Here is a 21,500-nt window from a genome sequence, read left to right as displayed (position 1 = left end):
AAACGAAAGGCCTCCGAACCGTTAATTTCTACAGCGTGGCCCCCGTACACCGTTTACTGGGCTAATGTCACTTTGCCGCTATTGCGGTATAGCGAGTCTCGATAAATTAAAAGGAGTTTTTATGACAGTTGAGATTACAGAAAAAAAGGTCTCTGAAATTGGGTCCTACCAGGTGATCTTTAAATCAGGTGCCACCGCGATCCTTGATCAAGCGGAGCTGTGGGCATCTTTTTGGGGTGACGAAGCAAGGGTTTGGTATTTCCAGCGAGATGGAGCGCGAATCAGCTTTACATCGCATGTTGCCGGAGGGGAAGCGAAATTCGACGACGTTATAGATGCAATTTTGCGCCTAAAATAATTCAACCACCCCCTAATAGAGATATTGCGTTGTGGTTCTGGGCCGTAAAAATACGGCCCCGTTTTCCTGCGGTTTACCTACTCGTTGATATCGGCACGGCATTTAGGTAACGGAAGAGGCCCCATCTACTTTCCGCGAATGGCGTTGTAGCTTCTCTCACAAGCTAAGCCAGCTATCAGGGCCCGATCATACGCAAACGCCAACTCTCCCGCTCTTTTGTCAGCCCGCTGGAGCAGGTCGGAGAGCACCATGGCGGCGCGGGTGGCTGACGCGCCTCGTTGGGCAGCTCCGGGATCGCCGCAGGCAGTGGCGGCAAACTGGTTGGCTTCGAAGTGCAACCGGTCACCAGCAGCATCAGCAACGCCAGCATCCACAGTTGCAGCCTTGTTCTGTTCTCGCGCATTGCTTGCCTCCTTATTCACGGTCGCCTGGCGGCGCTGTTCTTCTTTGCGGGCATCTTCGCCAGCCTTGGTGATGGCGAGCGCTTGGGCTTCTCCGAGTTCTGCCAGTTGGCTGCTGTAACGCAAGTCCTGCACCTGCCAGGCCGCTCCGAAGCTCACGGCCATGGCCAGCAGGAACAGCGCCAGCTTCTGCACCGGCGTCATGCCAGTGCCCGCCGCACGCCTTCAGCCAGCACCGCGTCGGGGTAGGCATACCCGGCGTTCTCATGATGAATGATCGCCTTGACGAAACCAGCCATCACCGCTGGCCGGGTCAGGTCAACCTCAGCACCTGGCCGGGTGCCGGTGTTCGCCTCGACGGCGCGCACGTAGGCTTCGGTGTCGTTCTCCACCGACGGGGCCCACCGGCTTATGATCGCCTTCACCGTCTTCAGGCCATGCTTTCGCTGGTAGGTCAGCAGCAGCTTACCCAGGGCGCGGATGCCGTTCTCGGGCGTATCGAACCGCGCAAAGCGCTTCTCGACGGCAGGATCTGGCTTGAGCTGGCCTTGCCATTGATTGGCCGGGTTGTAGTCGATGTTTCCGGGGTTCCGGTTGCGCACCCCGCGGGTTTCGGCATTCGGCATACTTTTCTCCAGGCGAAAAAAAACCGCTCAAGGCGGCTAGTGTGTTCTTTACCGGCTCAGGCTGGCTGAACTGGTCGCTTACTCATGGCGGGGAAGTTAGGATTGTCCGCCGTCCACTTGCGCAGGGCGCGCCAGTACAGCTTCCAGTCCTCTATGGACCCAAGGATGCCTTCCTCGCCAAAGTCGATTGCTGTAACCGTCTGCTGGGCGATCGGCATTTGTTCTTCACGCCAGGCATTTTCCACCACGCTCAGCTTAGCGATCAGCGTTTCCTGGGTAATTGCCCAGGTGCCATCGGCTTGCGCCGTATAGTCCATGCTGTTATCGCCTTGTGGCCGCTCCCCTTCCATCTCGATCCAGCCTTCATCGGGGCCTTTGTCCGTTTCGTCGCCCTCGAAGAAGTTCGAGCCCACCATTGCATAAAATCGGATCATCAGATGGTCCCCTTAAGTTTCCAGACCTTTACGCGCACTGGCGCGGTGGTCAGCACTGCGCCTGTATATCCATGGCCTCCACCAGTGGAAGCGCTGGGCAATGCAACGCCACTCGCACCAGCCTGGCAGATGATCTTGTCCGTCGGCAAAATCTGCTGTGCATAGGCGCCGTAGGATGCACCGCCAGTGCCCGCGTTACCGTCAAGCCGTGGCTCCGACCAAATACCGCCGATGAGAACTTCAAGTGCCGTGATTACATGGAATCCTGGAAAAGGGTTGTCAGACGTGAACCTCGATGCCGTAACAATGTTTCCGGGCGCTGCGGCAGTACCACCATTGGGATATATGATTGTGAAGTCGGCAGCCGATGTATCTAGTTTAGAAGATACCTGACTTGTAATCTGCCCGAGATGGTTAGCAAGTGATCCGCCAATCCACCCGGGTGCTACAATATCCCCACCAGAATTTAAGTATACATTAGCTGCTGTGTAAACACCTTGATGTGCTCGTAACTGTCCAGCCTTGGTTACATAAACTACTGGGCCAGAACCGGCTTGCCCATATCCCGCAGCAAAAATCAAATTCCCATTAGGCTCGCAATAAATAACTCCTCGAGTAGTAGTGCTTCCAGGCTCATTAAACCAGAGGTGCGCGTTAGTAGTGGCGCTGGCAGCACGAACATAGATGCTACCGGCACTAACAGTAAGGTTCCCGCCAATCTGAGCAGAGCCGGTAGTGTCTAACAGCAGCCGAACGATGCCTCGGGCATCGTCGATTATATTAAGAGCACCGTTGGTCGAGTGAACTATACGGACGGTATAACCTGTGGTGGGGCTCGATTCGTCTTCCTTGCGGATAATGAGACCATCTGAGCCACCCACTTGTACCGCGTTACGGAACTTAGGGACCCCGTTATTCACGTCTAACAACGTGCCCAGAAAGGCGTTCGCATTCCCCAGCTTGTCAGCCTCAGTCTTCGCCCTGTCGGCTTGTGTCAGTGCATTGGAGGCTGATGTCGCGGCATTGGTCGCAGATACTGCCGCAGCGTTCTTGGACGATGTCGCAGAGGTCGCTGCACTGCTCGCGGTGGTCGCCGAGGTGCCAGAATTGGTTTCCGATGTTTTGGAGTTTGTCTCGGAGGTCTTAGCGTTGGTTTCTGAAACCTTCGCGGCGGCTGCAGAGGCCTGAGCATCGGCAACCTCTTGATCCAGATCCTTAAACTGGTCCGTGATGGCGCGCAGTCGATCCGCTGACTCTTTGACGTAGCCCTGCATCGGAGCAATGGTGTACACACCTGCAGCAACTGTCGCCCCCTGGTAGTTCGGAGCGATGGAAAGCGCTGTATTGCTCGCGATGTTCGTGACCTCGTACCACAGGCCGTCCGGTCCGCGGAAAGCATCCCCAACGCGAGCGTTTGCGATAAAAGCCGTGCCGCTGCCGATTACTGCGTTACTGATGGCAGTAACGGAAACAGTTCCTGTTTTGTACCAGGCCATTTAAGCCTCCTAAGAAATTGGCTTTGCAAACATCAGCGGGAGAAAGAAACTTGAACCATTGAAGTCGCCTATATTTTGAAGCTGTGCGACTATTCGGTTATTTGCGTAATCCCAATAACAAGAAAGCAGCGAGAACGTGTCCCGCCCTGGGATATTCATTGCAATATTATTGATCAGCATATAGTTGCCAGTATTTAACGGAACGGATGCATAGAATGTGAATATCCAACGACCAACAGACGGATTTGATGCGCCACCATAAGCCCAACCAGCGATTACATCCGTAAACTGAGCACAGGGAGTTCCGCTATCAAATAGAAGTTTAGAGTTCTCATCCCAAATGCGCATTCCATAGGTGGCAGTGGGTGTGGATTCGTAGGCAGCAATGAAAAACGATCCCGAGCCGCCGGCTGCCCCATTGATGAACCCCGTCCAATTTCCGGGGGAGCCTTTAAGGCTTATCCATTGGAATCCACCAGTTGAAGGCCTGACGAAAACCAATGGTGGTTCTTGAGACGTGATTACCCATGGGAAGTCAGCGCCGGCCGGCCCATAACTGCCTTTATAAACCACAACCAGACGTGCAAACTCTGAGTCAAGCGTTACAACATCCGAGTTATTAGCGAACGTTAGTCCATATGACATTATCTATACCTAAATACTAAAAGTCGCTGAACTGATATCCCTGTCCGGCCGGTCGGCATATTTCTATTTCTGAACCAAACTTGAACTCCGTCAGTAAGCATCTGCACATCAAACTGAGACAAACCTGCGTCTTGACCGGATGGATCCCCTGAGTACTGACCATTAGGCAAACATATACCGATGTGAGTAGAGGGATTCACGCCAGGTATGGAAACAAAAGTACTCGCGCCCGCCGTGCCGATGAGGGTTGAATAAACAACCCTCACAGTGAAAGAGTTTTCATCTAGCTCAAGGAGGCCCGTAGGCCCCCATATCCGGATGCCGTAAGTCATGCCGTCAGATCTCCCCACTGATAGCGTTTCTTATCGTTCTCGTCGTAAACCTTTCCTCCTCGGTTGTTTATGGTTTGACGACCTCCGACGCCGACGGTGCTGTTCAGCTCAAACTCGCCCGTTACAAAGTTGATCATCAGGCCTGTCTTCCCTGGAACATAGTTAGCCGACTGGATGCTTTGGGTAAGCTTCGCCACACCAATAGACGCATCCTGGATGAACGCCGACCGCATGAACACCTGGCCGTTTTGAACCGTGAATGGCGAAGAAAGCACCCCGTTGATGTTGTTCACCACGGCGAACCTGTCAGCGCTCACCAAGAACTGGCTCTGCAACTGACCATCCACGTTCTCGATGCCAAGCCCGATACCCGCCGCGACGTACTGTCCGTTTTGGTTGAGCTGCATCTTCACCGACCACATGGTGGAGAGCTTCCCATCGGTGCCGGCCTGGGCCTGGCTTACAGTCTGGATGCTGGCCGAGTTCTCGCCGATCTTCACGCCGATCTGCTGGATGGCCTGGGCGGTTGCCTGGCGGTCTGTAACCACAACGCTTTCGAGTTCGGTCACAGACCCGCTGACCTCGCCCACTTCGGCGCTCAGCTCGGTAGTTCGCTGCACCATGGCCGCGTTCTTCGTGGCCTGGGTCTTCACCTCCTGCGCAAAGCTCGCCTTGGCGTTAAAGCCCTGGAGCGCATCCGCAAGTTCACCCTCGCCATTGTCATCCCTGTACGCCGCCTGTAGGACCTGAAGGCTTGACGCCTGGGCCGTGACCACGCCGTCCAGCTCGGTGATATCGGCGGTGTTGGTAGAGACCTGCTGAGCCAGGCCGTTGGCCGTTTCGACGGACTGTCCCACATCGGTCCAATAGGTAGCGTTGGGCGGTGGGGTGTTGTTGGGAACAGCCTGGGCGGCCTGATAGATCCTCCCACCCTCCACGACCATCTGGCCTTTCAGGTAGGTCTCATCCTCGTCGTAACCCTTCAGCCCGTCCAGGGCGTTGATCTGATCTTGCAGTCCTGGGATCTTGTCGATCTCGTCCAGTAAATCCTTGCCCAGTTCGGTCTTGCCGATTTGCCCGGAGATCAGCTCTAGCACCGGCGCCGCGTCTGCGCTGGCCATCCCCATCACGCCGTTACCGACGGGATAGAACGGGCCGACGTTGCCGGTCCGGTCCAGCAGGCGCGCCCAGAAGAAGAACTGCGCGCCGGCCTTGAGGGCCTGCATGCTGTAGTTCGCCTGAGGGTGCGCAAGGTCGGCAAGCTTTGTGGCCACGGACAGGTCATTGGCCGGGCCATACCACAGCTCGGTGCGCTGGGTGTCTTCTGCACCTGGTGGGAAACCCCACTTGATGCCGATGCCGAACAGCTCGCTGGTGGTGGTAAGGGACGCCACCGCCGGCGGAAGGCCAACCTTGCCTTCCAGGTTGGTCAGGTTGGAGGTCTTCCAGATCGACGAGATCTCGAACGCGCTCACCGACCGAACACGGGCCAGGTATGCACCCGAGTAAATGCCAGTGACGTCGACGCTGGTAGAACCGGTGCGCTGCAGCTTGATCCAGTTGCCGCTGTCCTTGCGCCACTCCACGTCATAAGCGACCGCGCCGGCGACGGCAGGCCACGAGATGTTCATGGTGCTGATCGCGATGCCCTGGTTAACGGCGTAGCTCGATGTCAGGGTAACGCTCGCCGGTGCCGGCACCACGGTGATTGGCACGACGCTGATGGGCCTTTCTTCGAGGCGCGCACCGGAGTCGATGTGAGCAAACTTGCTCGGATCGTACTGAACGGCCGAGATTTCGAAAACGCCAGGCTCTGGTCGGGCCACGCTGACCACGCGGTACAGCGGGATTGCCAGATCATCAGCATCCAGCGCCCACACCAGTTCCCGCTCTGGTGCCACGGAGTAAGCCAGGGTCACGGTGACCTGGCGGCCACTTACCAGTTGCACGGTGCGGCCCTCGCACTTGCCGTCGGGCAGGTTGAGGATCAGCCGGTCGCCGGGCTTGGCCTGGGTGTCGCGATCCAGGGTGATGACCTTGCCGCTCACGGCCGAGATACGCCCGCCAACTGGCTGGCCGGCGAGAAGTTCGTCGGCGATCGGGATCACGTAGCCAGGGAGCGGGATGCGCCCATCGAGGCCGACCTTGAAGGTTACGGCCCGGTCCTTGGAGTTGGTAAGCAGCGCCCACTTACCGCGGCGCTGGGCCTCGGATTCGCGGGTGCAACCGATTGCGCTGATCTCGAGCGGGTTGTCGCCATAGCGGCGCTGAAGCTTCTGATCGGTCACAGCAGTGACGTCGGTGTCGTAGTTGTTCCCCGGGTTGTCGTAGCTAATCAGCGCCCGCGTGTAGCGGGTGCGCTCCGATGCGCTCGAGTAGGTGAACTTGCCATCGATGACATTCGCGCGGGTGTAGGCAAAGTCGAAGTCGGTAGCGCGCGGCATGTCCGCCAGGGTGAACACCTGACCCTGGGCCCAGTAAGTCATACCCCGATAGATCGTGGATATGTCACGAAGCAGAGACCAGGCGTCAGCCTTGCTCTGAAGGTTCAGGTTGCAGATGAAGCGCGGCTCCTGCCCCCCCTTCCCGTTCGGCACCAGTTGGTCGCAGTACTGCGAGATGCGGTACAGCTCCCACTTGTCCACCATCCACGGCTTAATGCGACGGCCCAGGCCGAAACGGTCGTTCGTGGTGATGCCGTAAGTGTGCCAAACAGGGTTGTCGGTCCAGGCCTCTTTGAATGTTCCGTCCCACACGCCCGTGTAGGTGCGCGACCTGGTGTCGTAGTTGCTCGGCACCTGCCATTTCCGACCATCGCATTCGATCGTCACAGCCGGGATGCTGCGGAACTGCTCAGCAGAAAACTCGATGTAAAGCAGCGCGGTGTTCGGGTATCGGATCTTGGCGTCGATCACCTCGGTGAAGCCGGCAATCTGCATAGTGTCGGAGATCTTGTTGTTGTTCTGGTTTGCAGTCAGTCGAGTGATGCGCAGCAGCCACCCGGTTGTCGCGCGCGGCAGATTGATACGGCGGGTCCGCTCGTACAGGCTGGTGGTCTTGCCGGAAACTGCCTCGTTCAAAACTTCCTGATACGTGCCCCCATCCGTGGCGAGCTCAACCTTATACCCGATAGCGTAACCGTTGATGTTGCCGCCGGCGTCCACCGATTGGAGCGCAGGCCAGGCAAATCGCACACGCACTGCGGAAAGCTGGGTATTGGTGATCGCTCGAACCCATGGGGTGCCGCTGCGCAGCTCGGTGCTGATGTTGGTTTCATTCTCAACCGATGGGATGCCCTGGATATATGACTGGTCCACAGCCCCACTGCGCCATTCCCACTTCACATTCGGAAAGTTCATGTTCCCCTGCGGGTCTTGCAGCGGCGTGTTGTCGAGGAAGATGTCCTTGGCGTTAGGAACCCCGTCAAACTCGCCCTCACCCACAGCAATAAGCATTTTCGCAATGGCGACGGAGCGCAGGCTGTCTGGTACCTCGGTTGGGGTTTTAGGCTTCTCGGAACCGCCCTTGGCGCCATAAACATCGATCTTTCGTGCTGCGCCCATGCTTTTCTCCAGGCATAAAAAAACCGCCTATTGGGCGGCTTCAGTTTTCGGGTGTTGGCTACATCTGGTCTTCGGCGTAAATAGCGGCACTGATGACCGCACCACCCCATCGCCGGCGACCTGCACACAGCGAGACAGGATTGCCGGAGGCCGTGGTGTTCTTGGCGCTGCCGAAGGCGTAGCCGGGGGTGTTCTCGGGCGCGGCGCTGGTTTTGAGGCCGCCGGCCTGGGGGCTTAGCATTTGGATTACGCCGCCAAGCGCCATAGAGCCACCCATCATGATCAGGGCCGAGCCGAAAGGCGCCATGGTGCCGAAACTGCCCCCGGTTATCACTAAACCAACGACGATAAGGACAGCTCCGATGATGGTCTGCAACGCTCCACCTCGCTTGCTACCGGTGATTATCGGGGCAATGCGAATGTCGCCAGCACCGGCAAACCCAAGTTCATTTTCACCAAGGTTTGTAGCGCCACGGAAGACTGCGAACTCAACGCCCCTAGACTTGGCATTGGACAGAAACCGTTCAAACCCTGGCATCTGAACGCATAGCGCCTTGATTGCTTCGGCTGGTGATCTCACGGCCATTCGAAAAGAGCGTCCGAACTGCCGAAGCTGTCCATAGAGCAAAATCGTGGTCATGGGTTGATAGTTAATTGCCAGTGCTGCCATACAATTCTCCAGACAATAAAAAGGCCCGCCGAAGCGAGCCTTTGAAACCGTTGAGTTATTACAGGCAGCCCTGAAGAACCGCCAATCGTTTGTTTGCAATCCAGTTGGGCAGCACTACGTAATATTTTGAAACCGAGCCAGCGCCTTCAGGCTGTACGTCCACAAAATAAGCAGAAGCCTCTGTGAAAACGGTGTAGCCGCTCGGTCTTCCGGCTTGAAGTGTTGCACCCGGCGTTCCGCCGAAAATTGCTTGATTTTGCCATTCGTACTGAACGCATTCCGCGACGTCTTTATCCGATCTTTTCGAATGCAGGACCTTGTAGGGGCCATCTTGGCGCGCCTCATTCATCGTCGGTGGCATGCACCCCGCCAGCATCGCCACCGCTGCAGCCGCTATCAAAATCCGCATGTCTTTTTCTCTTTGTTGAAGGAGGAAGCGCATCACCGCGGGCTAGCGCTCCTCATCTAAGAAAATAGTCGAGGGTGGAACTGGCTCCTACGTTCGATGCGCCTTTAAATAGGCAATTGCATCGGCGAACTGTTGGGCCAAGCTGAGGCTGCGAACATTTATCTTCCGAAGTTCTGCACCACCCAGTTCCTGAACAATCACCACGAACCGGTTCGCCTTTATCTTGTGCTGGTAGATCTGGACCGCGCCAATCGAGCTGATATAGATCCGCTGCCCCATTTCCCTGGTAATCACTCGAGAGTTGCTAGCAGCAATTGCACCGCCACCAATTACAGCTGCGCTGCCAAAGCTACTTCCATCCGAAACAACGCCATCTGCCAATAGAATGTATTGATCCGTTATCACCACAGACTGAGGTCTATTTTTGGTGTTCCAGTCCTCATAAAAGCCTTGCTCGACCGCAGCTATTGCTTTTTGCCTGTCCATACTCGGTGGTGGAACAGCCGTGTAGTCGAGCTGTTTATGGCCGCACCCTGCCAACAGGAAAGCCATTAACGCCACCATCAAAAATCGCATATCGAATCTTTCCCTCTTTGGTTTGGCGGGACTGTAGCACTGGGGAGCGGATGCAAAAAGCCCAGCGCGAGGCAGGTATCGTTGCTGCTAATCATTTGGAGTGCATTGGCTTTGATCTCTCTGTAAACAACACATCGATCACTTTCCCAGATGCATCAAATCGAACGCCAAGCGCTTCGCCTTTATAGCCCAACCCTAAAAAACCAGACCGAACATAGGTCCACGAGGCTAACTCGTTTCCGTCTGCCCCCTCAGCAATAATCGTCGAAGGTCCGAAGCGCTGCTCGAGCTCTTCGCGAGTGGTAACCCCTTTAATTATTTGATCGCGCTCTGCATGGCTTATGGGTCGCCCGACGGAGCTACAGGCGGACAAAACACATGCGAAGGTAAACACGAGAAAATGACGCATCAACTGCTTTCCTAGTTGTTGAGGGCACTACGCCATCATACCGGCAACGCTTTCCATCGCGACAGGCCCTGTCCAGGCATCCAGCGTGGATGGAATGCCAGTAACTGGGCGAGGGCTTGGCGTAGTAGCGTTATGCCTCACTCGAGTCACGGAGGAGTTGAGCAAATGATCGAAGTAAACAAGCGACGCGCAGATAAAATCAAAAAAGCAACGGAAGATCTTCCTCGCAATCCTGATAATGCTCACTCAGCGAGAGAGGTTCTTGATCAGGAGTTATCTGGCACCAAATTACCCGCAGAGAATGTCCGAGACATCCTCATCCCGGCGGCACACCCTGGTGACGATGAACCTCCGGCAGATATTGACCATCAGGGCCTACGTGATCTGATCGATAGCATAAGAAAGTCTGATGATGCGGACCTTTCCGACGTCGCAGACGAATGGGATCTTGAGAGAGATATCAGGCCGAATAAATAGTAAGGATTCCCCAGTCCTTCGCCTGCAAGCCCAAGGACTGGGGTTGCGCCAATATCGGCGCGATACAGACATGGAGGTTGATGTGAGCCAACAGTACGGCTATCTCGCCGGCCCAAGCGACGCAATGAAGCGAGAAATTGGCCAGATCGTTATCAACCACGCGCTTTGCGACGCACCACTTTTAAATTTATTCATGGCTCTGTCTGGAACATCAGAACAAACTGCATACATCCTTGTTCAGTCACTAAATCTAAAAGCCGGAGGCATGACAAAAGCGATTCTCGACCTCGCAAAAAAGCGGGAACCAGCTATCAATGCCGAATTGCTGTTGCGGCTTTCTAATCATATCGATGAGTATCGAAAGCTCTCGTTGCTGAGGAACGAGGTGGCTCACTGGCAATGGCAACCATCGGAGCCTGGCTCGGAGTCAGCTAGCGCGTCGAACGTTATGCGTCGCAGCAGCGACAACAAACAAGTGATCAAAGAGTTCACCCTGCACGGACTCACCGAACTATCAGTTGGACTGATAACTACGTTTTCGGCGCTGAGCCTATTCGCGGGCCTCATTCAGTACGAGATACCAGCGTTTGGTTTGAAACATGTTTTTTCAAAAATGGACGAAGTGTCTGCGCGAGTTAAAGAAGCTCTACTTTCGTTACCAGAACCTTGGGCTGAAGAACTGCCATGATCCGGAAAACCTCCTCCAAGAGGTGAGTGGACATTAACGGATCGTAGAGGCTGTAGATGTACTCCATAGCAGCCTCAGTCATCGCACTGGTCACGATTACTTGCTCCAACTCCTGAGACGATCGCTCTGCAAAGCGCGCCAGGTTCGCGTGGCTTTGCGCCGTGAGCCAATTTGATAATTCTCTCACGATTGCCTCCTGAGGTAATGCCTCGTCATGTTGGTTGTCTTGCGTCTTTGTGCCTGAGGATCAGGCGTGTTCGGTCATGCCAGGGGCCGCCGTAGATGATGATTTCCGACGGCCTGCCGTACAGGTGGTGCAGCAGGAATGGACCCGGGCCGAAGGTTCCAGCCTCTTCACGTGGTAGCGCCGGATCAGTGCCCAGGTAAATCCCGGCGTGGTTAGGGTGAACCGTCCGCCCTACGTGCATGACGATCAGATCACCGCGCTGCGGCCTATCAACGCGCACGAAGCCGGCGGCCTCGTAGTTCTGCTCGTAAAGGCTTGCGTTCTCCGCACTCTCCCACCAGCCATCAGTGCGCTGGAAGGCCTCGAACTCAATCCCCCACTCCCGCTGATACCAATCAGCGCAAACCTGCCAGCAATCCCAGGCCCCATGCACAAACGGGCGCTTGAGCAACGGCGTGCTGCCCGTGGGCGTGATCGTGCGCATGTCGCCCTCCGGCCAGGACAGGATATGCCAGGGCAAGGCCGTGGCCTCGCACATGGCCAAATCATGGGGTGACGGCCTGCTGGTGGAGTCCGGGTGCGAGTGAACGATGCCGATCACTTCGCCAAAGTCCTCCGCCACGGCGTAGCCCTCGGGATCGAGCCGGAACTCTTCGCTCGGCTCAGTGGCGATGTTCGTGCAGGGGAAGTACTTCTGCTTGCGCCCTATGGCCAGCAGAAGGCCGCAACATTCTTTCGGATACTGGGCCGCCGCGTGCGCCTGGATGGCCGCGATGATGTGCTTACGCATGATCAGCTCCGAGCAATCAGGGAAACGGCGGGGAACCCACCGAAGGACAGTTCGTTGTTCTCGCCGAAGCGCAACTTGCAGGACGACAGGCAGCCCTTGCACTGATCCTTCGAGGGATCGTCCGTGGGCTTATCCTCGTCATCGAACATGGCGACACCGGTATAGCCGCAGTCCGGGCCCCGATATCCGTTCGTCATGGCCCAGTGGCAGAAAGTCGTCATCTGCCTACCGGGCAGCCCGTGCTTGTCGATCTCGCCCGGGGAAGACAGCTCCCAGACCACGGCCTCGCCGTCTTCACTGGTTTTCTGGTCGATGTACCAGATCTCCAGCGCTTCCTGGGTAGGATCTGCTGTTGGGTTGCCCTCGGGGAAATTCGCCGCGTCCAGATACTGGGCGAGCGTTTCGCGAACCGTCAGCTTGAACTTGAGCATGTCTTCGAAGGCCAGGCACAGCGCTGTGACGCGCCCGTTGACATTGCCAGCCGCAAAGGTGGGCCGAGTAGCCGTGCCGTCACTGTTCGAACTGATGCCTTCGATCTGCACCGGCCAGGCCGCGTACTCTTGGCCCTGCCAGATAATCGACTTGGCGGGCAGATCCTCTTCCGATCCCTCGTAGGCCAGCAATTCCTCTGACGTGTGCGGTATCGCGTGCCCGTGAAAGCGCAGGTAATCCGCGCCGTACTCGGTCCCGTCAATTTCAAACAGGCGAATCTCGCCGCCGGGCTCCAGTTTCTGGATGTCCGTGATCAGTGCCATGGGCGATTATCTCAGGGGTGAAAGGTTTGTTCGAAGGTCGCGGTGATGGCGTAGACCTGACCGCCGCGGTGCACGGGCTTGTATCCGGTGCATTTGTAGAGGCCAAGCTCGCCGAGGGGAGGCTCCCAGAGGAAACCCCTCGCCCCCTTGTGTCGGTCGAGGAACGCCATGATGTCCTTGATGCGCCCCTTCAAGCCGGTGAAGGTCACCGGCCACGACTGCGATCGATTGTTGATGCCGTCCTCGACCGACTGAGCGTATCCACCGCCGAACTGCTTGGTGCGGACGCGTTGAGCGATCTCACCCTCTGCGCCCTTCTCCGTTGCCCAGGTGAACCGTTCAATTGCCATAGATCACCCTTTTACGTTTCGGCTGCTGATGCCGCCCTGGCGCCAAGATTTGGCGATTTCTTCGACTGCAACCTGCCGGGTGCGCGTCTCCATATTGCGCTGGAAGGTCTCGGCGTCGAACTCGGCACCGTCTGGCCTACCCGCTTCCTGGTCGCTCATTATGATCGGCATGCTCAAGCTGAGGTTCACACCTCCGCCCCCGCCGCCGACCGCCATAACGCCAAGCTTGCCGCTGGAGGTGCGCGTGAGCGGCATGATCGCCTCTTCGCCCGCCTCACCCATGATCCCGGTCTTGCCGTTGGCCATACCGAACGCCGTGGGTTTGCTGACGACAGAGTTGGTGAACGCGCCGCCATCGGCGAACATCTGCACACCACCGGACCAGGCGCCACTCAGTGCTTGAGGAAAGTAGGTATTGGAGTAGCCGCCCGCCGACGCACCGAGATTCGACGAGTTCGCTCCCGCAGAACCAGCAGCAAGCCCATTACCGCCGCCGGCCGCACTGCCACCGAAGTAGCTCGCCGCCGCCCCCACCAAGCTACCCAGCAATGCCGAACTGGCCTGACGTGTAGCGATGCGAGCCATGTCCGCCAGAATCGACTTGGTGAAGTCCGCAAACGACGACTTCCCAGTGATGGCGAAGTTGACGATCGAGTCCTCCATGGAACTGAAGGCATTGCCGAACAGGCTTTTGGTCTGTCCCGCGATGTTCTGCGCCGAGTCCAGGTAGTTTTCCCAGGCTGCCGTCGCGCCTTTCGTCCAGTCGCCCTGGGCGGCCTCCACATCCGCGTAGTTTTGCCGGATCTGGTCGGTCGCCTTTTTGTTCGCATCGGCGAGTGCCTGCGATTTGCGGGTGAACTCTTCTTCCGACATGTTGCGCGACGGGTCGGAGCGCTGGTTTTCCAGTTCCAGCGACTGCTGAGCAAACCGATCTTGCTGGCTGTTCAGCTCCCCGTTGAGCGCGTTCTGGCGGTCTCCCTGACCGACGCCCAACACGGCGCGCTGCCCAGCCAATTCCAGGGCGCGCTGTTGCTGCCCCAGCGCTTGCACGTACGAGCTGATCGCCCGTTCCTGCTTGGCGAGTCGCCCGGCCTCGTTGGTCGCCAACACCTCAAGCTGGCTTTCTGCATCCTTCTGCGCCTTGACCATCCCTGCGCGCGCATCAGCGATTTTCTGGTCCAGCTGGATGCTTTGCGCGGCTGACGTTGTCTTCTTGCCCTTGGCGGCTTCCAGCGCGGCAATCTCGGCCTCGTAGGCTGCCGTGGTCTGGTCGAGCTGGTTGCCGATCAGCGCCTGGCGGCGCAGCAGGTAGTCAGCCTCGGATAGCAAGCCGGCCTTCTGCGCCGCTTCCAGTTCCTTCTGGTAGTTTTTGTACGTATCGGTGATGGCCGCCAGTTCGTTCTTGGCGTTGTTGAAGCTGGTCAAATCGACCTGGGAACCGGCGGTTTTCGGGTCCTTGAACTTGTCGTTGATGTTGGCGATGTTTTTGTCGACTGTTGCCTGGGCAAGGCGCGGGTCATTCGGCGAAACCTTGCGGATGTCGTCGAGTTGCTTTTTGTAGTCCTTGAGCGCATCGGCGCGCTTCTGCTCATTCGTCCATGAAGACTTGGTGAGCGCGTCCACCTTCTGCATAGAGGTAATTGCAGACTGCTGCGCCTTGGCCCGCTCGCCTTCCTGCTTGGCGATGTCGGCTTCGGCGTCGCGCTGATCTTCCAGCATGTTCAGCTGATTGGTGTAGTAATCAACCATCACCTGTTTGTTTTGAAAGGCACCAACATTGCCCGCTTGGGCATTCGCCAAATCGCGCCGAGCCTGTTCGATATCGGCGCCGATGTCCGGGCGCCCGATGTTCTTTAGGTTATCGGCGGCGCGCGCCACGGCGTTGTAGCCGCGCTCCCAGAAGCTGAGGTTCTCCAGGATCTTCGGCGTGCGCTCATTGATCGCATCGGCGTATTGCTCGGTCGCCAGCTTTACCGCTCCAGCATGGTCGCCCTGCTCTTCAAGAGCGGTGATCTGCGAGTAAACCGACGCTGTCAGGTAGTGATACTGCTCGTTCAGCGCGGCGGAGGCCTTGACCGGATCGTCGGCCAGTTTGACGAATTCGGAAACCGTCTCGCTGACAGCTTTGCCGGTCGCCTCCTGCATCGACACAGCGGCCTGGGTGATGCCCGCGAAACTCTCGCCGGCGATCTTGCCGTTATCCGCCAGCATCGCCAGTACCGCAGCGGCCTGACCTGTGGTGCCCACGGTTGCGCTGACCTGACGCGCCATGTCGCCAAGTTGACCTGCGCTTACACCGGCGTAGTTGCCGGTAAGGATCAGCGACTTGTTGTAGCTGTCCTGCTCTTCGCTGCCTTTGTGGTAGGCGTAGGCCAGGCCGCCCACGGCGGCGGTGGCCAGGGCCAGCGGCGCCAGAATTGCGAGAAGTCCAGCAGCGCCGGCACCAGCGCCTGCGCCCAGCTGAGCTACAGCGCGAACACCACTCCCCCAGTCACCCGACGACAGCGCGTTGCCCAACTGCACAACGTTTTCTTGCGCCTGGCGGGTACCGAGGCGCAGCTTGTCGAAACCGGTGGTGGTCTTTTCGAGCTTGGCGTAATCCTTGTCGATCTTACCCAGGGCGCTGTTGTACTGGTCCTGGCTGATACGGCCGGCATCCAGGTGTTTGCCAAGCTGCTCGACCTGCGTATCCAGCTTGGCGAGGGCAGCGCGAGCTGGGTCGATGGCACCCAGCAGGCTGTTCAGGGCCTTCTGTTCGTCAAGGGCAGACTTGGCCAGCGCGATCTGCTGCTTGTCCAGCTGAGCGGAGATCTTCGCCGCCTCGGCCTCGCCATAGGCGCCGGTCTTGGTCAGCTTGGCGAGCGCGTCACGCTGCTTTGCCAGGTCCTGGGTGGTTTTTGCGCTAGTGGACAGCGACTTTTCCAGGGCCTGCATTTCGTTCATTAGCGAAACGGCGGACTGCTCGGCCCGGCCGCCGGCCTTCGCCATCTCATCCAGGCTTGTTTTCGCCTGGATTGCATCGGCCGAGTCGATCTTGACGCCGAGCTCTGCAATGTTCATCGACTCACCTTGAATAAGTGCCCGTGGTTACGGGCTGTTTTCCCTTTCCTCCGCCATGACGCGCAGGGCTTCGCCTTCCAGCACCTGAAGGTCAGGGAAGATTTCAGCGAGTTTCTTTTTCTTGATGCCGAGGAAGCCGGCCACGTCGCGAATGCAGCTGTAGTCGAGACCGATCGCGCCGCCGGCGCCTGCTCGCCACTGGGTGGACATGCGATTGAAGAGGAGGAAGGCCAGCCAGTTGCAAGGCCAGACCTCCACTTCTTCAACCAGGTCGCCAGGGGCAAGACCGAACATGCCAATTACCGTGTCCGGCACATCTGGCGAATACATCGCGCGGGCGGCATCGGTCAGTTTCCCAGGCGGGCCTGGCTGTATGCGTCTTCGTAGGCCTTAACGACCGCCTCGGCGGCACCCTGGCAGGACTTCACGAATGCGACGATGTTGTCGTCGCTGTATTCGTCATCGAAGTCCCAGCCGACTACCAGGTCTTTGATCTGCTGGGTTTGCTGCTCGGTGTCCACGGCGACCACTTCCGACCAGGACGGTTTTTCGCCCAGTGCGGCCTGTGCCTTCTTCCGCTTCTCGTTCCACTCATCGAACAGAGCGGCAAGCTCGGCGCGATCCCGGTACCTGAAGGTGAACTCGACCTTCTCCGGTGCGCTGCCGACGATCGGGATCAGCACGGGCGCATTGAACGTGGCGTTTTGCGCGATTCGGATCTTGGCCATGTGTTACACCGCCGCAGTCAGGTAACGGGTCGGCTCGGCCTGCAGCGCCAGGTTGACGGTGCGCGTCAACAGGTTGTTGCGGGAGACTGCCGGCTGCTTGGAGAACGACGTGTAGGTGCCGTACAGCAGGGTGTCATTGCCGGGCAGGTTGAGGCGCGCTGCTTCAATCTGCTTGCCGGCGTCAGCCTTCAGCAGCACCCCGTTGAATGCCTGGGCCGGGTCATCGGCGATGGTGAGCACCATACTTGCCGCTGATTTGTCAGTGGGGATCTGCTTGCCCTGGTCATCCTCGAGGAACACCACATCCAAGTAGCTCTGTTCGCCGCCGGAGAAGGCAACGTCAGAGATCTGCGGGATCTGCACCCAGGTCATCACCTTGCGCATAGTGCCTGCGCCGCCTGCAGCCGGAAAAACCTGCGTATCGGTGGTGTCGATACCTTCAAGGGTGATCGCCGTCGCGGTGGCCGCCTTCACGCGTACAACCTTGCTATCCAGCTTGCTCCAGCCGGAAGTGAGCAGAACGATATCGCCGGCAGCGATGGTGCCGCCGACAACAGTTGCCACCGCCTCACTCGCATTGCTGATAGCAGAGAACGCCAGCGCCGCTCCGTAGGTTGCAGCGTGCTGGAAGGTGCCGCCGTTCGGGAGTTTGTAGCCCATGGGTATTTCCTCTTTGCAGATGTGAAAAAGCCCGCTCAATGGCGGGTCTTTGGGTTTGCCCAATGGGCGGGATCAGTTGGTGTCGGCCCGGTACAAGAACGAGATCGGGACGGTGTAGGTGGAATCGCCGGTGATGCCTGGCCCCTGGTCAACTGGCGACATGGTCACCACGGTGAGCGCGCCCTTCGTGTCCCGCGCGTAAAGAGAGAACAGGTCGGTCAGTTCTGCTGCGATCGGATTCGTCTTGGCCTTGCCGGTGCCGGCAGGCGCGATGATGCTCACCTGGAATACACCGGTGAACAGTCGGTGATCACCGCCGAGCGTGTTGCTCGCGGTGTCGCCCGGAATGGTGAAAGCTCGAAGGTACGTCTCGCCTTCCGCTGGCGCGTAGGCCGTGTTCTCGAAAACGATCTTCAGCTTCTCCGACCGGGCAGCGTTCCAAGCTATGAGCTTGGCCTCGTAGATCGAGGCGATGATTTCGTGACTCATACCTGGTTGTTCCTGATGGCCTCCAGCACGATCTGTTGGAAGCGAGCCACGGTGACCCGGACCATACCGCCGGGGGCCTGGGTGGAATGGCCAAACTCCAATGGGATCGCGTAGGGTAAGTTGTTGATGATGTAGGCCATCTGGCCGGCGGTGAAGTCGCTCATCGCGGCTACCAAGGCGGCAACAGTCGAGTTACCTTCCGGGTCTACCTCGTCAAAGGTGACGTTCTCAACCACGCCAAGCGAGATGTGCCAGTTCGCCCGGAACCTGCCGCCGACGTAGCCTTCGGGTGCCTTGATATCCATGCCGTCGTTGAGCTTGCGGCCCTTCTTGAGCCTACCGCCCTTCGTGAGGTTGGCCGGGTCGCTGCGCAGCGCGCCGTTGTGATCGTTGACGGCCTTGTTGTACTGGGTCGCGACAGCGTTCTCAGCCCAAATCTCCGGGTTACCCACGGGAGACATGCGGATCAGGCTGCTGCCGACCTCGATGATGATCTCGCGCACACTCGCGTCGATGGCTTCGCCGGTCTGGGCGGCGAACTCGGCCAAGCTCAGCGCGAAACTGCCGGACTGGCCAGCGCCTGCCCGACTCACGAGCGCACCTGCAACTCATACAGGATTGGCGTTCCGGCTGGGTTGATCTCTTTCAGCGGGGGCACGATTGACCAGGTGCGGCCCTGGGCCACGACTTTGTCGAGCAGACCCGGTACCCAGGCCATACCCTGCGCAGCGATTTTGAGCTTCTTGTCGCCCTGCCTGATGAGGCTGTTGTTCTGGAATTCTTGGCCGGTGAAGTCGAGCAGAATGCCTTGGGCTGTTTGCTCGACAGTGGCGCCTGGCGCTTCGCCACCGATCTCGGGGTCGTACTCGCCAGGCTGCGTCTTGCTAATGGTCACGGGTTGGCCGAACTCTGTGATCATCTCCAGAGCCATCACGGCCATTTCGTCATAGAAGACCATGGTGGCTCCAGATGTGAAAAGCCCAGCGCGATGGCTGGGCTGAAATTATTCGCTGTAAGCGGCGAGTCGCTCATCTTCGAGTTGTTTCTTTTTTTTCTCCCACTCTTTCAACATGCTATCCGCGTAACTCGCCGCTGTTTTTGTTGGGTTGTCATGTGGAATTGAGTTTCCTTTCGCGGTTATGACTCCGATCAATGCACTTTCAGCAAATCGAGTCCAAGCTTCCAATTTCGTCATTTTATTACGCCTCTGCATACAGAGGCACAACGCTACCATCAGGCTCTTACAGCAAACAACCCGCGCTTCTGTAGGTAATCAGCAAATTGCGTTGCGCTGGGTCGGTCCGGCGCCGCCGGCAACAGCCGATTGCTGGTGGAGAGGATCGCCGCGTACTGCCGCGTCACCGCTCCCTCAACACGATCCAGCAGCACGGCGCCTTTGCGCTTCTCTACCGGGTCGATATCGTCCTGATGAATCTCAGCGGCCAGGGCCATCTGCCCGTACTGAATCCGCGCTGGCAGGTAGTTGTTCGGCTTGATCTCATGATCCAGCAGCACTTCCCGGCGCGGCCAGGATAAAGCCTGCTCACTGTTGGTCTTGCGCCCCTTCCAGACCATGCCATCCATCGCCAAGGCCGCCCGGCGCAACAACGCTTCCTGTTCGGGAGCGCCTGCGGGGATGACCGTGCCGAACTTCACGGCATACATGGCCAGGTCATCGGCGCTCGCGTAGCTTTCGGCGTCAGGCTTGCCGGTGCCGTCCTCGATGATGAGTGTCATGCATTAACTCGCTGGAATGGTTTGAAGATTGGCCACCGGGTCACCGGCAGCCAGCATTATCAGGCCTTGGGCAGATCAGCGACGAGCTTTTCCAAGGATTCTTTCGAGGCGTTCGCCCGGTATGGCACCTTCGCTTCGTCGAGCTTGGCCTTCAGGTCGGCGATTTCCTTAGCTTCGGTATCCACCTGACCGGCTTTGTCGGCCCGCTGGAGAAGATCGTCTACCTGCAGTTGCAGAGCTTTCACCTTCTCGACTTCACCGTCACGCTCGCGGATGAGGCTTTCAACGCCGGCGCTTACCGCCTCGAACACCTGAAACAGGCGATCAGCGATCGGGCCAAGATCGCCTTCGGGGCGTACCAGCGCCTGATCAGCGAATGACTCGACGATCAGGCCGACAGATTCGAGTTCAGCATGGAAGGCATCGATATTGACGCTGGAGTTGCCACCATCGATCAGCAGTACCGTCGGCTGTTCCTTGATCGTCACTTCCGGCACTTCGTCGGCGGCATCTTCACGACTTTCGGTAACGCTCGCGTCAACGATGCGCAGGCCATTCGCCTTGGCCAGCGCCTTCACGTCTTCCTGGTACTGGTGGAATGGACCAGGCAGATACCAGATGTTCTTGTTGCTCATGATCGTGTCCTCACCAAGCCGGGCACTGGGCCCGACTCAGCCTTTAGGGTTACTTGGAGGCGTCACCGATCAGAGCCACGCCGGCGGTGTGCTTGATGCTGGTGGCGGTCTTGTCCCAGTTGGTACCGGTCGCCAGTTCGGCGTCGGTTGGCGACTTGCCGCCGGTGGTTGTGTCCCAGGTGTACCCCTTCAGACCCAGGCCGAAGGTGTAGTCGGTCTGGAGCGTGGTTTCGATGCGCTCCTTGCCGTTAGTGGTCTGGACGTTGCTGATGATGTCGCGGCCGTCATGGACCAGCGCAGCGCCTTGCACCAGGGACAGGATGATTTCCTTGTTCGGGGTGCCGGCCTGCATCAGCGCCGGGGCATCCGTCACCACGGAGATCTTGCCCAGAATGTCGATCACGCGGACGTTACCGGCCTGGAACAGCTGGTTCTGGTTTGCCAGGTTCTGGCCGACCAACTTGTGATAACTGGTGCCCTGCATCACCTGGGTTACCAGGTTCTGACTCGCATCTCCGAACTTGGCGTGAGCGTTGTTCAGGCCGGCGTAGGTGATGCCGGTGGTAGCCGACACATCGTTGACCGCGGCAGCCTGGGCGGTGATTGCGGCAACCAGGGCGGCGATCGCGGTGTTCAGCTGATCCTTCAGGAGGATTTCAGCGAACGCGCGGCTTGCGACTTCGATACCTTGCGCGGTTGGACGCTCCAGCCAGCTCATCTGCGATGGTTCGTAGCGGATCGGACCGAAGCCGCCGGCTACCTTCACCGAAGTGTTCTTCAGCTCGGTCAGGTCGGTTGCAGCGACAGCAGCGTTCGCGCTGTAGCGGTCCACGCGGCGCTGGGCAGCGGCCAGGGTCTGGAAGAACGACTCCTGAAGGAAGTCACCATTGAAGCCGTCCGGAGACAGCACGATTGCGCCGCGGCTGGCTGCATTGAAAGCGGCGAGATACTGATCCAGCGTCTCGAGAGTCGCCGGCATGATGTATTCGTTGAAGACCTGCATTTGCGACAGGGACATGAGTTAT

Annotated in this window: 27 protein-coding genes; 3 read left to right on the top strand and 24 right to left on the bottom strand. The window is 58.1% G+C overall.

Features of this window, described 5'->3' with window-relative positions:
- Window positions 1–121 precede the first annotated feature (121 nt).
- On the top strand, window positions 122–358 hold the full coding sequence (locus HX793_RS09310; protein ID WP_177049356.1) for a hypothetical protein: 237 nt from the start codon (window positions 122–124) through the stop codon (window positions 356–358).
- Between the two features lie 125 nt (window positions 359–483).
- On the opposite strand, the gene HX793_RS09305 is transcribed toward HX793_RS09310, so the two are convergent.
- From HX793_RS09305 to HX793_RS09260, 10 genes are all read right to left on the bottom strand, one after another.
- Window positions 484–963, bottom strand: coding sequence for a DUF2514 family protein (locus HX793_RS09305; RefSeq protein ID WP_177049354.1), 480 nt, complete (start codon window positions 961–963; stop codon window positions 484–486).
- Window positions 960–1,385 (bottom strand): structural protein, encoded by a 426-nt coding sequence (locus HX793_RS09300; RefSeq protein ID WP_177049352.1) that lies wholly within the window; start codon window positions 1,383–1,385, stop codon window positions 960–962. The genes HX793_RS09305 and HX793_RS09300 overlap by 4 nt, the downstream gene beginning before the upstream one ends.
- A 56-nt stretch (window positions 1,386–1,441) precedes the next feature.
- Complete coding sequence (locus HX793_RS09295) at window positions 1,442–1,819, bottom strand: hypothetical protein (RefSeq protein WP_178905504.1); 378 nt, start codon at window positions 1,817–1,819, stop codon at window positions 1,442–1,444.
- Complete coding sequence (locus HX793_RS31215) at window positions 1,819–3,315, bottom strand: hypothetical protein (protein ID WP_256733873.1); 1,497 nt, start codon at window positions 3,313–3,315, stop codon at window positions 1,819–1,821. The genes HX793_RS09295 and HX793_RS31215 overlap by 1 nt, the downstream gene beginning before the upstream one ends.
- Window positions 3,316–3,324: 9 nt before the next feature.
- Window positions 3,325–3,960 (bottom strand): hypothetical protein, encoded by a 636-nt coding sequence (locus HX793_RS09285; protein ID WP_178905503.1) that lies wholly within the window; start codon window positions 3,958–3,960, stop codon window positions 3,325–3,327.
- Window positions 3,961–4,288: 328 nt separating this feature from the next.
- Window positions 4,289–7,855, bottom strand: coding sequence for a TipJ family phage tail tip protein (locus HX793_RS09280; protein WP_178905502.1), 3,567 nt, complete (start codon window positions 7,853–7,855; stop codon window positions 4,289–4,291).
- Window positions 7,856–7,913: 58 nt separating this feature from the next.
- On the bottom strand, window positions 7,914–8,525 hold the full coding sequence (locus HX793_RS09275; protein WP_178905501.1) for a tail assembly protein: 612 nt from the start codon (window positions 8,523–8,525) through the stop codon (window positions 7,914–7,916).
- Between the two features lie 58 nt (window positions 8,526–8,583).
- A complete protein-coding gene (locus tag HX793_RS09270) occupies window positions 8,584–8,967 on the bottom strand; it encodes a hypothetical protein (protein ID WP_256733875.1) in 384 nt (127 codons plus the stop codon).
- A gap of 54 nt (window positions 8,968–9,021) precedes the next feature.
- Complete coding sequence (locus HX793_RS09265; RefSeq protein WP_178905500.1) at window positions 9,022–9,510, bottom strand: hypothetical protein; 489 nt, start codon at window positions 9,508–9,510, stop codon at window positions 9,022–9,024.
- Window positions 9,511–9,601: 91 nt separating this feature from the next.
- Window positions 9,602–9,919, bottom strand: a complete 318-nt coding sequence (locus HX793_RS09260) for a hypothetical protein (RefSeq protein WP_178905499.1) — start codon at window positions 9,917–9,919, stop codon at window positions 9,602–9,604.
- Between the two features lie 165 nt (window positions 9,920–10,084).
- Between HX793_RS09260 and HX793_RS09255 the strand changes: the two genes are divergently transcribed.
- A complete protein-coding gene (locus tag HX793_RS09255; RefSeq protein WP_178905498.1) occupies window positions 10,085–10,396 on the top strand; it encodes a hypothetical protein in 312 nt (103 codons plus the stop codon).
- Window positions 10,397–10,478: 82 nt separating this feature from the next.
- Window positions 10,479–11,084 carry a hypothetical protein gene (locus HX793_RS09250; protein ID WP_178905497.1) on the top strand — a complete coding sequence of 202 codons (606 nt, stop codon included), beginning with the start codon at window positions 10,479–10,481 and terminating at the stop codon, window positions 11,082–11,084.
- 212 nt (window positions 11,085–11,296) lie between these two features.
- On the opposite strand, the gene HX793_RS09245 is transcribed toward HX793_RS09250, so the two are convergent.
- The 14 genes from HX793_RS09245 to HX793_RS09180 form a co-directional block, all read right to left on the bottom strand.
- Window positions 11,297–12,061, bottom strand: coding sequence for a C40 family peptidase (locus tag HX793_RS09245; RefSeq protein WP_178905496.1), 765 nt, complete (start codon window positions 12,059–12,061; stop codon window positions 11,297–11,299).
- Window positions 12,062–12,063: 2 nt separating this feature from the next.
- Window positions 12,064–12,816 (bottom strand): phage minor tail protein L, encoded by a 753-nt coding sequence (locus HX793_RS09240; protein ID WP_178905495.1) that lies wholly within the window; start codon window positions 12,814–12,816, stop codon window positions 12,064–12,066.
- 11 nt (window positions 12,817–12,827) lie between these two features.
- Window positions 12,828–13,166, bottom strand: coding sequence for a phage tail protein (locus HX793_RS09235; RefSeq protein WP_178905494.1), 339 nt, complete (start codon window positions 13,164–13,166; stop codon window positions 12,828–12,830).
- Between the two features lie 3 nt (window positions 13,167–13,169).
- The gene (locus HX793_RS09230; RefSeq protein ID WP_178905493.1) at window positions 13,170–16,226 is read right to left on the bottom strand and encodes a phage tail tape measure protein; all 3,057 of its coding nucleotides are present in this window, start codon (window positions 16,224–16,226) and stop codon (window positions 13,170–13,172) included.
- A 27-nt stretch (window positions 16,227–16,253) separates the two neighbouring features.
- A complete protein-coding gene (locus HX793_RS09225) occupies window positions 16,254–16,556 on the bottom strand; it encodes a DUF1799 domain-containing protein (protein WP_178905492.1) in 303 nt (100 codons plus the stop codon).
- Between the two features lie 17 nt (window positions 16,557–16,573).
- On the bottom strand, window positions 16,574–16,954 hold the full coding sequence (locus HX793_RS09220) for a phage tail assembly chaperone (RefSeq protein WP_178905491.1): 381 nt from the start codon (window positions 16,952–16,954) through the stop codon (window positions 16,574–16,576).
- 3 nt (window positions 16,955–16,957) lie between these two features.
- On the bottom strand, window positions 16,958–17,614 hold the full coding sequence (locus tag HX793_RS09215; RefSeq protein ID WP_178905490.1) for a phage tail protein: 657 nt from the start codon (window positions 17,612–17,614) through the stop codon (window positions 16,958–16,960).
- Between the two features lie 72 nt (window positions 17,615–17,686).
- Window positions 17,687–18,103: a phage tail terminator-like protein gene (locus tag HX793_RS09210; protein ID WP_178905489.1), complete on the bottom strand. Its 417-nt coding sequence runs from the start codon at window positions 18,101–18,103 to the stop codon at window positions 17,687–17,689.
- Window positions 18,100–18,696, bottom strand: a complete 597-nt coding sequence (locus HX793_RS09205; RefSeq protein WP_178905488.1) for a hypothetical protein — start codon at window positions 18,694–18,696, stop codon at window positions 18,100–18,102. Before HX793_RS09205 ends, HX793_RS09210 begins: the two co-directional genes overlap by 4 nt.
- The gene (locus HX793_RS09200; protein WP_178905487.1) at window positions 18,693–19,061 is read right to left on the bottom strand and encodes a hypothetical protein; all 369 of its coding nucleotides are present in this window, start codon (window positions 19,059–19,061) and stop codon (window positions 18,693–18,695) included. Before HX793_RS09200 ends, HX793_RS09205 begins: the two co-directional genes overlap by 4 nt.
- A gap of 45 nt (window positions 19,062–19,106) precedes the next feature.
- A complete protein-coding gene (locus HX793_RS09195) occupies window positions 19,107–19,298 on the bottom strand; it encodes a hypothetical protein (protein WP_177023172.1) in 192 nt (63 codons plus the stop codon).
- A 38-nt stretch (window positions 19,299–19,336) separates the two neighbouring features.
- Complete coding sequence (locus HX793_RS09190; protein WP_178905486.1) at window positions 19,337–19,840, bottom strand: DnaT-like ssDNA-binding protein; 504 nt, start codon at window positions 19,838–19,840, stop codon at window positions 19,337–19,339.
- 59 nt (window positions 19,841–19,899) lie between these two features.
- Window positions 19,900–20,475, bottom strand: a complete 576-nt coding sequence (locus tag HX793_RS09185) for a hypothetical protein (protein ID WP_178905485.1) — start codon at window positions 20,473–20,475, stop codon at window positions 19,900–19,902.
- Window positions 20,476–20,524: 49 nt separating this feature from the next.
- A complete protein-coding gene (locus HX793_RS09180; protein ID WP_178905484.1) occupies window positions 20,525–21,493 on the bottom strand; it encodes a major capsid protein in 969 nt (322 codons plus the stop codon).
- Window positions 21,494–21,500: the final 7 nt, after the last annotated feature.

This window comes from Pseudomonas reactans (assembly GCF_013387025.1).
In the GTDB taxonomy this organism is placed as follows: Bacteria; Pseudomonadota; Gammaproteobacteria; order Pseudomonadales; family Pseudomonadaceae; genus Aquipseudomonas; species Aquipseudomonas reactans.
The sequence above is the reverse complement of the archived record's forward strand: the minus strand, read 5'-3'. Positions and strand labels throughout refer to the sequence as shown.

Coding starts and splice junctions, on each gene's coding strand:
- HX793_RS09310 (WP_177049356.1), top strand. CDS start 122: ATGACAGTTGAGATTACAGAAAAAAAGGTCTCTGAAATTGGGTCCTAC.
- HX793_RS09305 (WP_177049354.1), bottom strand. CDS start 963: ATGACGCCGGTGCAGAAGCTGGCGCTGTTCCTGCTGGCCATGGCCGTG.
- HX793_RS09300 (WP_177049352.1), bottom strand. CDS start 1,385: ATGCCGAATGCCGAAACCCGCGGGGTGCGCAACCGGAACCCCGGAAAC.
- HX793_RS09295 (WP_178905504.1), bottom strand. CDS start 1,819: ATGATCCGATTTTATGCAATGGTGGGCTCGAACTTCTTCGAGGGCGAC.
- HX793_RS31215 (WP_256733873.1), bottom strand. CDS start 3,315: ATGGCCTGGTACAAAACAGGAACTGTTTCCGTTACTGCCATCAGTAAC.
- HX793_RS09285 (WP_178905503.1), bottom strand. CDS start 3,960: ATGTCATATGGACTAACGTTCGCTAATAACTCGGATGTTGTAACGCTT.
- HX793_RS09280 (WP_178905502.1), bottom strand. CDS start 7,855: ATGGGCGCAGCACGAAAGATCGATGTTTATGGCGCCAAGGGCGGTTCC.
- HX793_RS09275 (WP_178905501.1), bottom strand. CDS start 8,525: ATGGCAGCACTGGCAATTAACTATCAACCCATGACCACGATTTTGCTC.
- HX793_RS09270 (WP_256733875.1), bottom strand. CDS start 8,967: ATGCGCTTCCTCCTTCAACAAAGAGAAAAAGACATGCGGATTTTGATA.
- HX793_RS09265 (WP_178905500.1), bottom strand. CDS start 9,510: ATGCGATTTTTGATGGTGGCGTTAATGGCTTTCCTGTTGGCAGGGTGC.
- HX793_RS09260 (WP_178905499.1), bottom strand. CDS start 9,919: ATGCGTCATTTTCTCGTGTTTACCTTCGCATGTGTTTTGTCCGCCTGT.
- HX793_RS09255 (WP_178905498.1), top strand. CDS start 10,085: ATGATCGAAGTAAACAAGCGACGCGCAGATAAAATCAAAAAAGCAACG.
- HX793_RS09245 (WP_178905496.1), bottom strand. CDS start 12,061: ATGCGTAAGCACATCATCGCGGCCATCCAGGCGCACGCGGCGGCCCAG.
- HX793_RS09240 (WP_178905495.1), bottom strand. CDS start 12,816: ATGGCACTGATCACGGACATCCAGAAACTGGAGCCCGGCGGCGAGATT.
- HX793_RS09235 (WP_178905494.1), bottom strand. CDS start 13,166: ATGGCAATTGAACGGTTCACCTGGGCAACGGAGAAGGGCGCAGAGGGT.
- HX793_RS09230 (WP_178905493.1), bottom strand. CDS start 16,226: ATGAACATTGCAGAGCTCGGCGTCAAGATCGACTCGGCCGATGCAATC.
- HX793_RS09225 (WP_178905492.1), bottom strand. CDS start 16,556: ATGTATTCGCCAGATGTGCCGGACACGGTAATTGGCATGTTCGGTCTT.
- HX793_RS09220 (WP_178905491.1), bottom strand. CDS start 16,954: ATGGCCAAGATCCGAATCGCGCAAAACGCCACGTTCAATGCGCCCGTG.
- HX793_RS09215 (WP_178905490.1), bottom strand. CDS start 17,614: ATGGGCTACAAACTCCCGAACGGCGGCACCTTCCAGCACGCTGCAACC.
- HX793_RS09210 (WP_178905489.1), bottom strand. CDS start 18,103: ATGAGTCACGAAATCATCGCCTCGATCTACGAGGCCAAGCTCATAGCT.
- HX793_RS09200 (WP_178905487.1), bottom strand. CDS start 19,061: ATGGTCTTCTATGACGAAATGGCCGTGATGGCTCTGGAGATGATCACA.
- HX793_RS09195 (WP_177023172.1), bottom strand. CDS start 19,298: ATGACGAAATTGGAAGCTTGGACTCGATTTGCTGAAAGTGCATTGATC.
- HX793_RS09190 (WP_178905486.1), bottom strand. CDS start 19,840: ATGACACTCATCATCGAGGACGGCACCGGCAAGCCTGACGCCGAAAGC.
- HX793_RS09185 (WP_178905485.1), bottom strand. CDS start 20,475: ATGAGCAACAAGAACATCTGGTATCTGCCTGGTCCATTCCACCAGTAC.
- HX793_RS09180 (WP_178905484.1), bottom strand. CDS start 21,493: ATGTCCCTGTCGCAAATGCAGGTCTTCAACGAATACATCATGCCGGCG.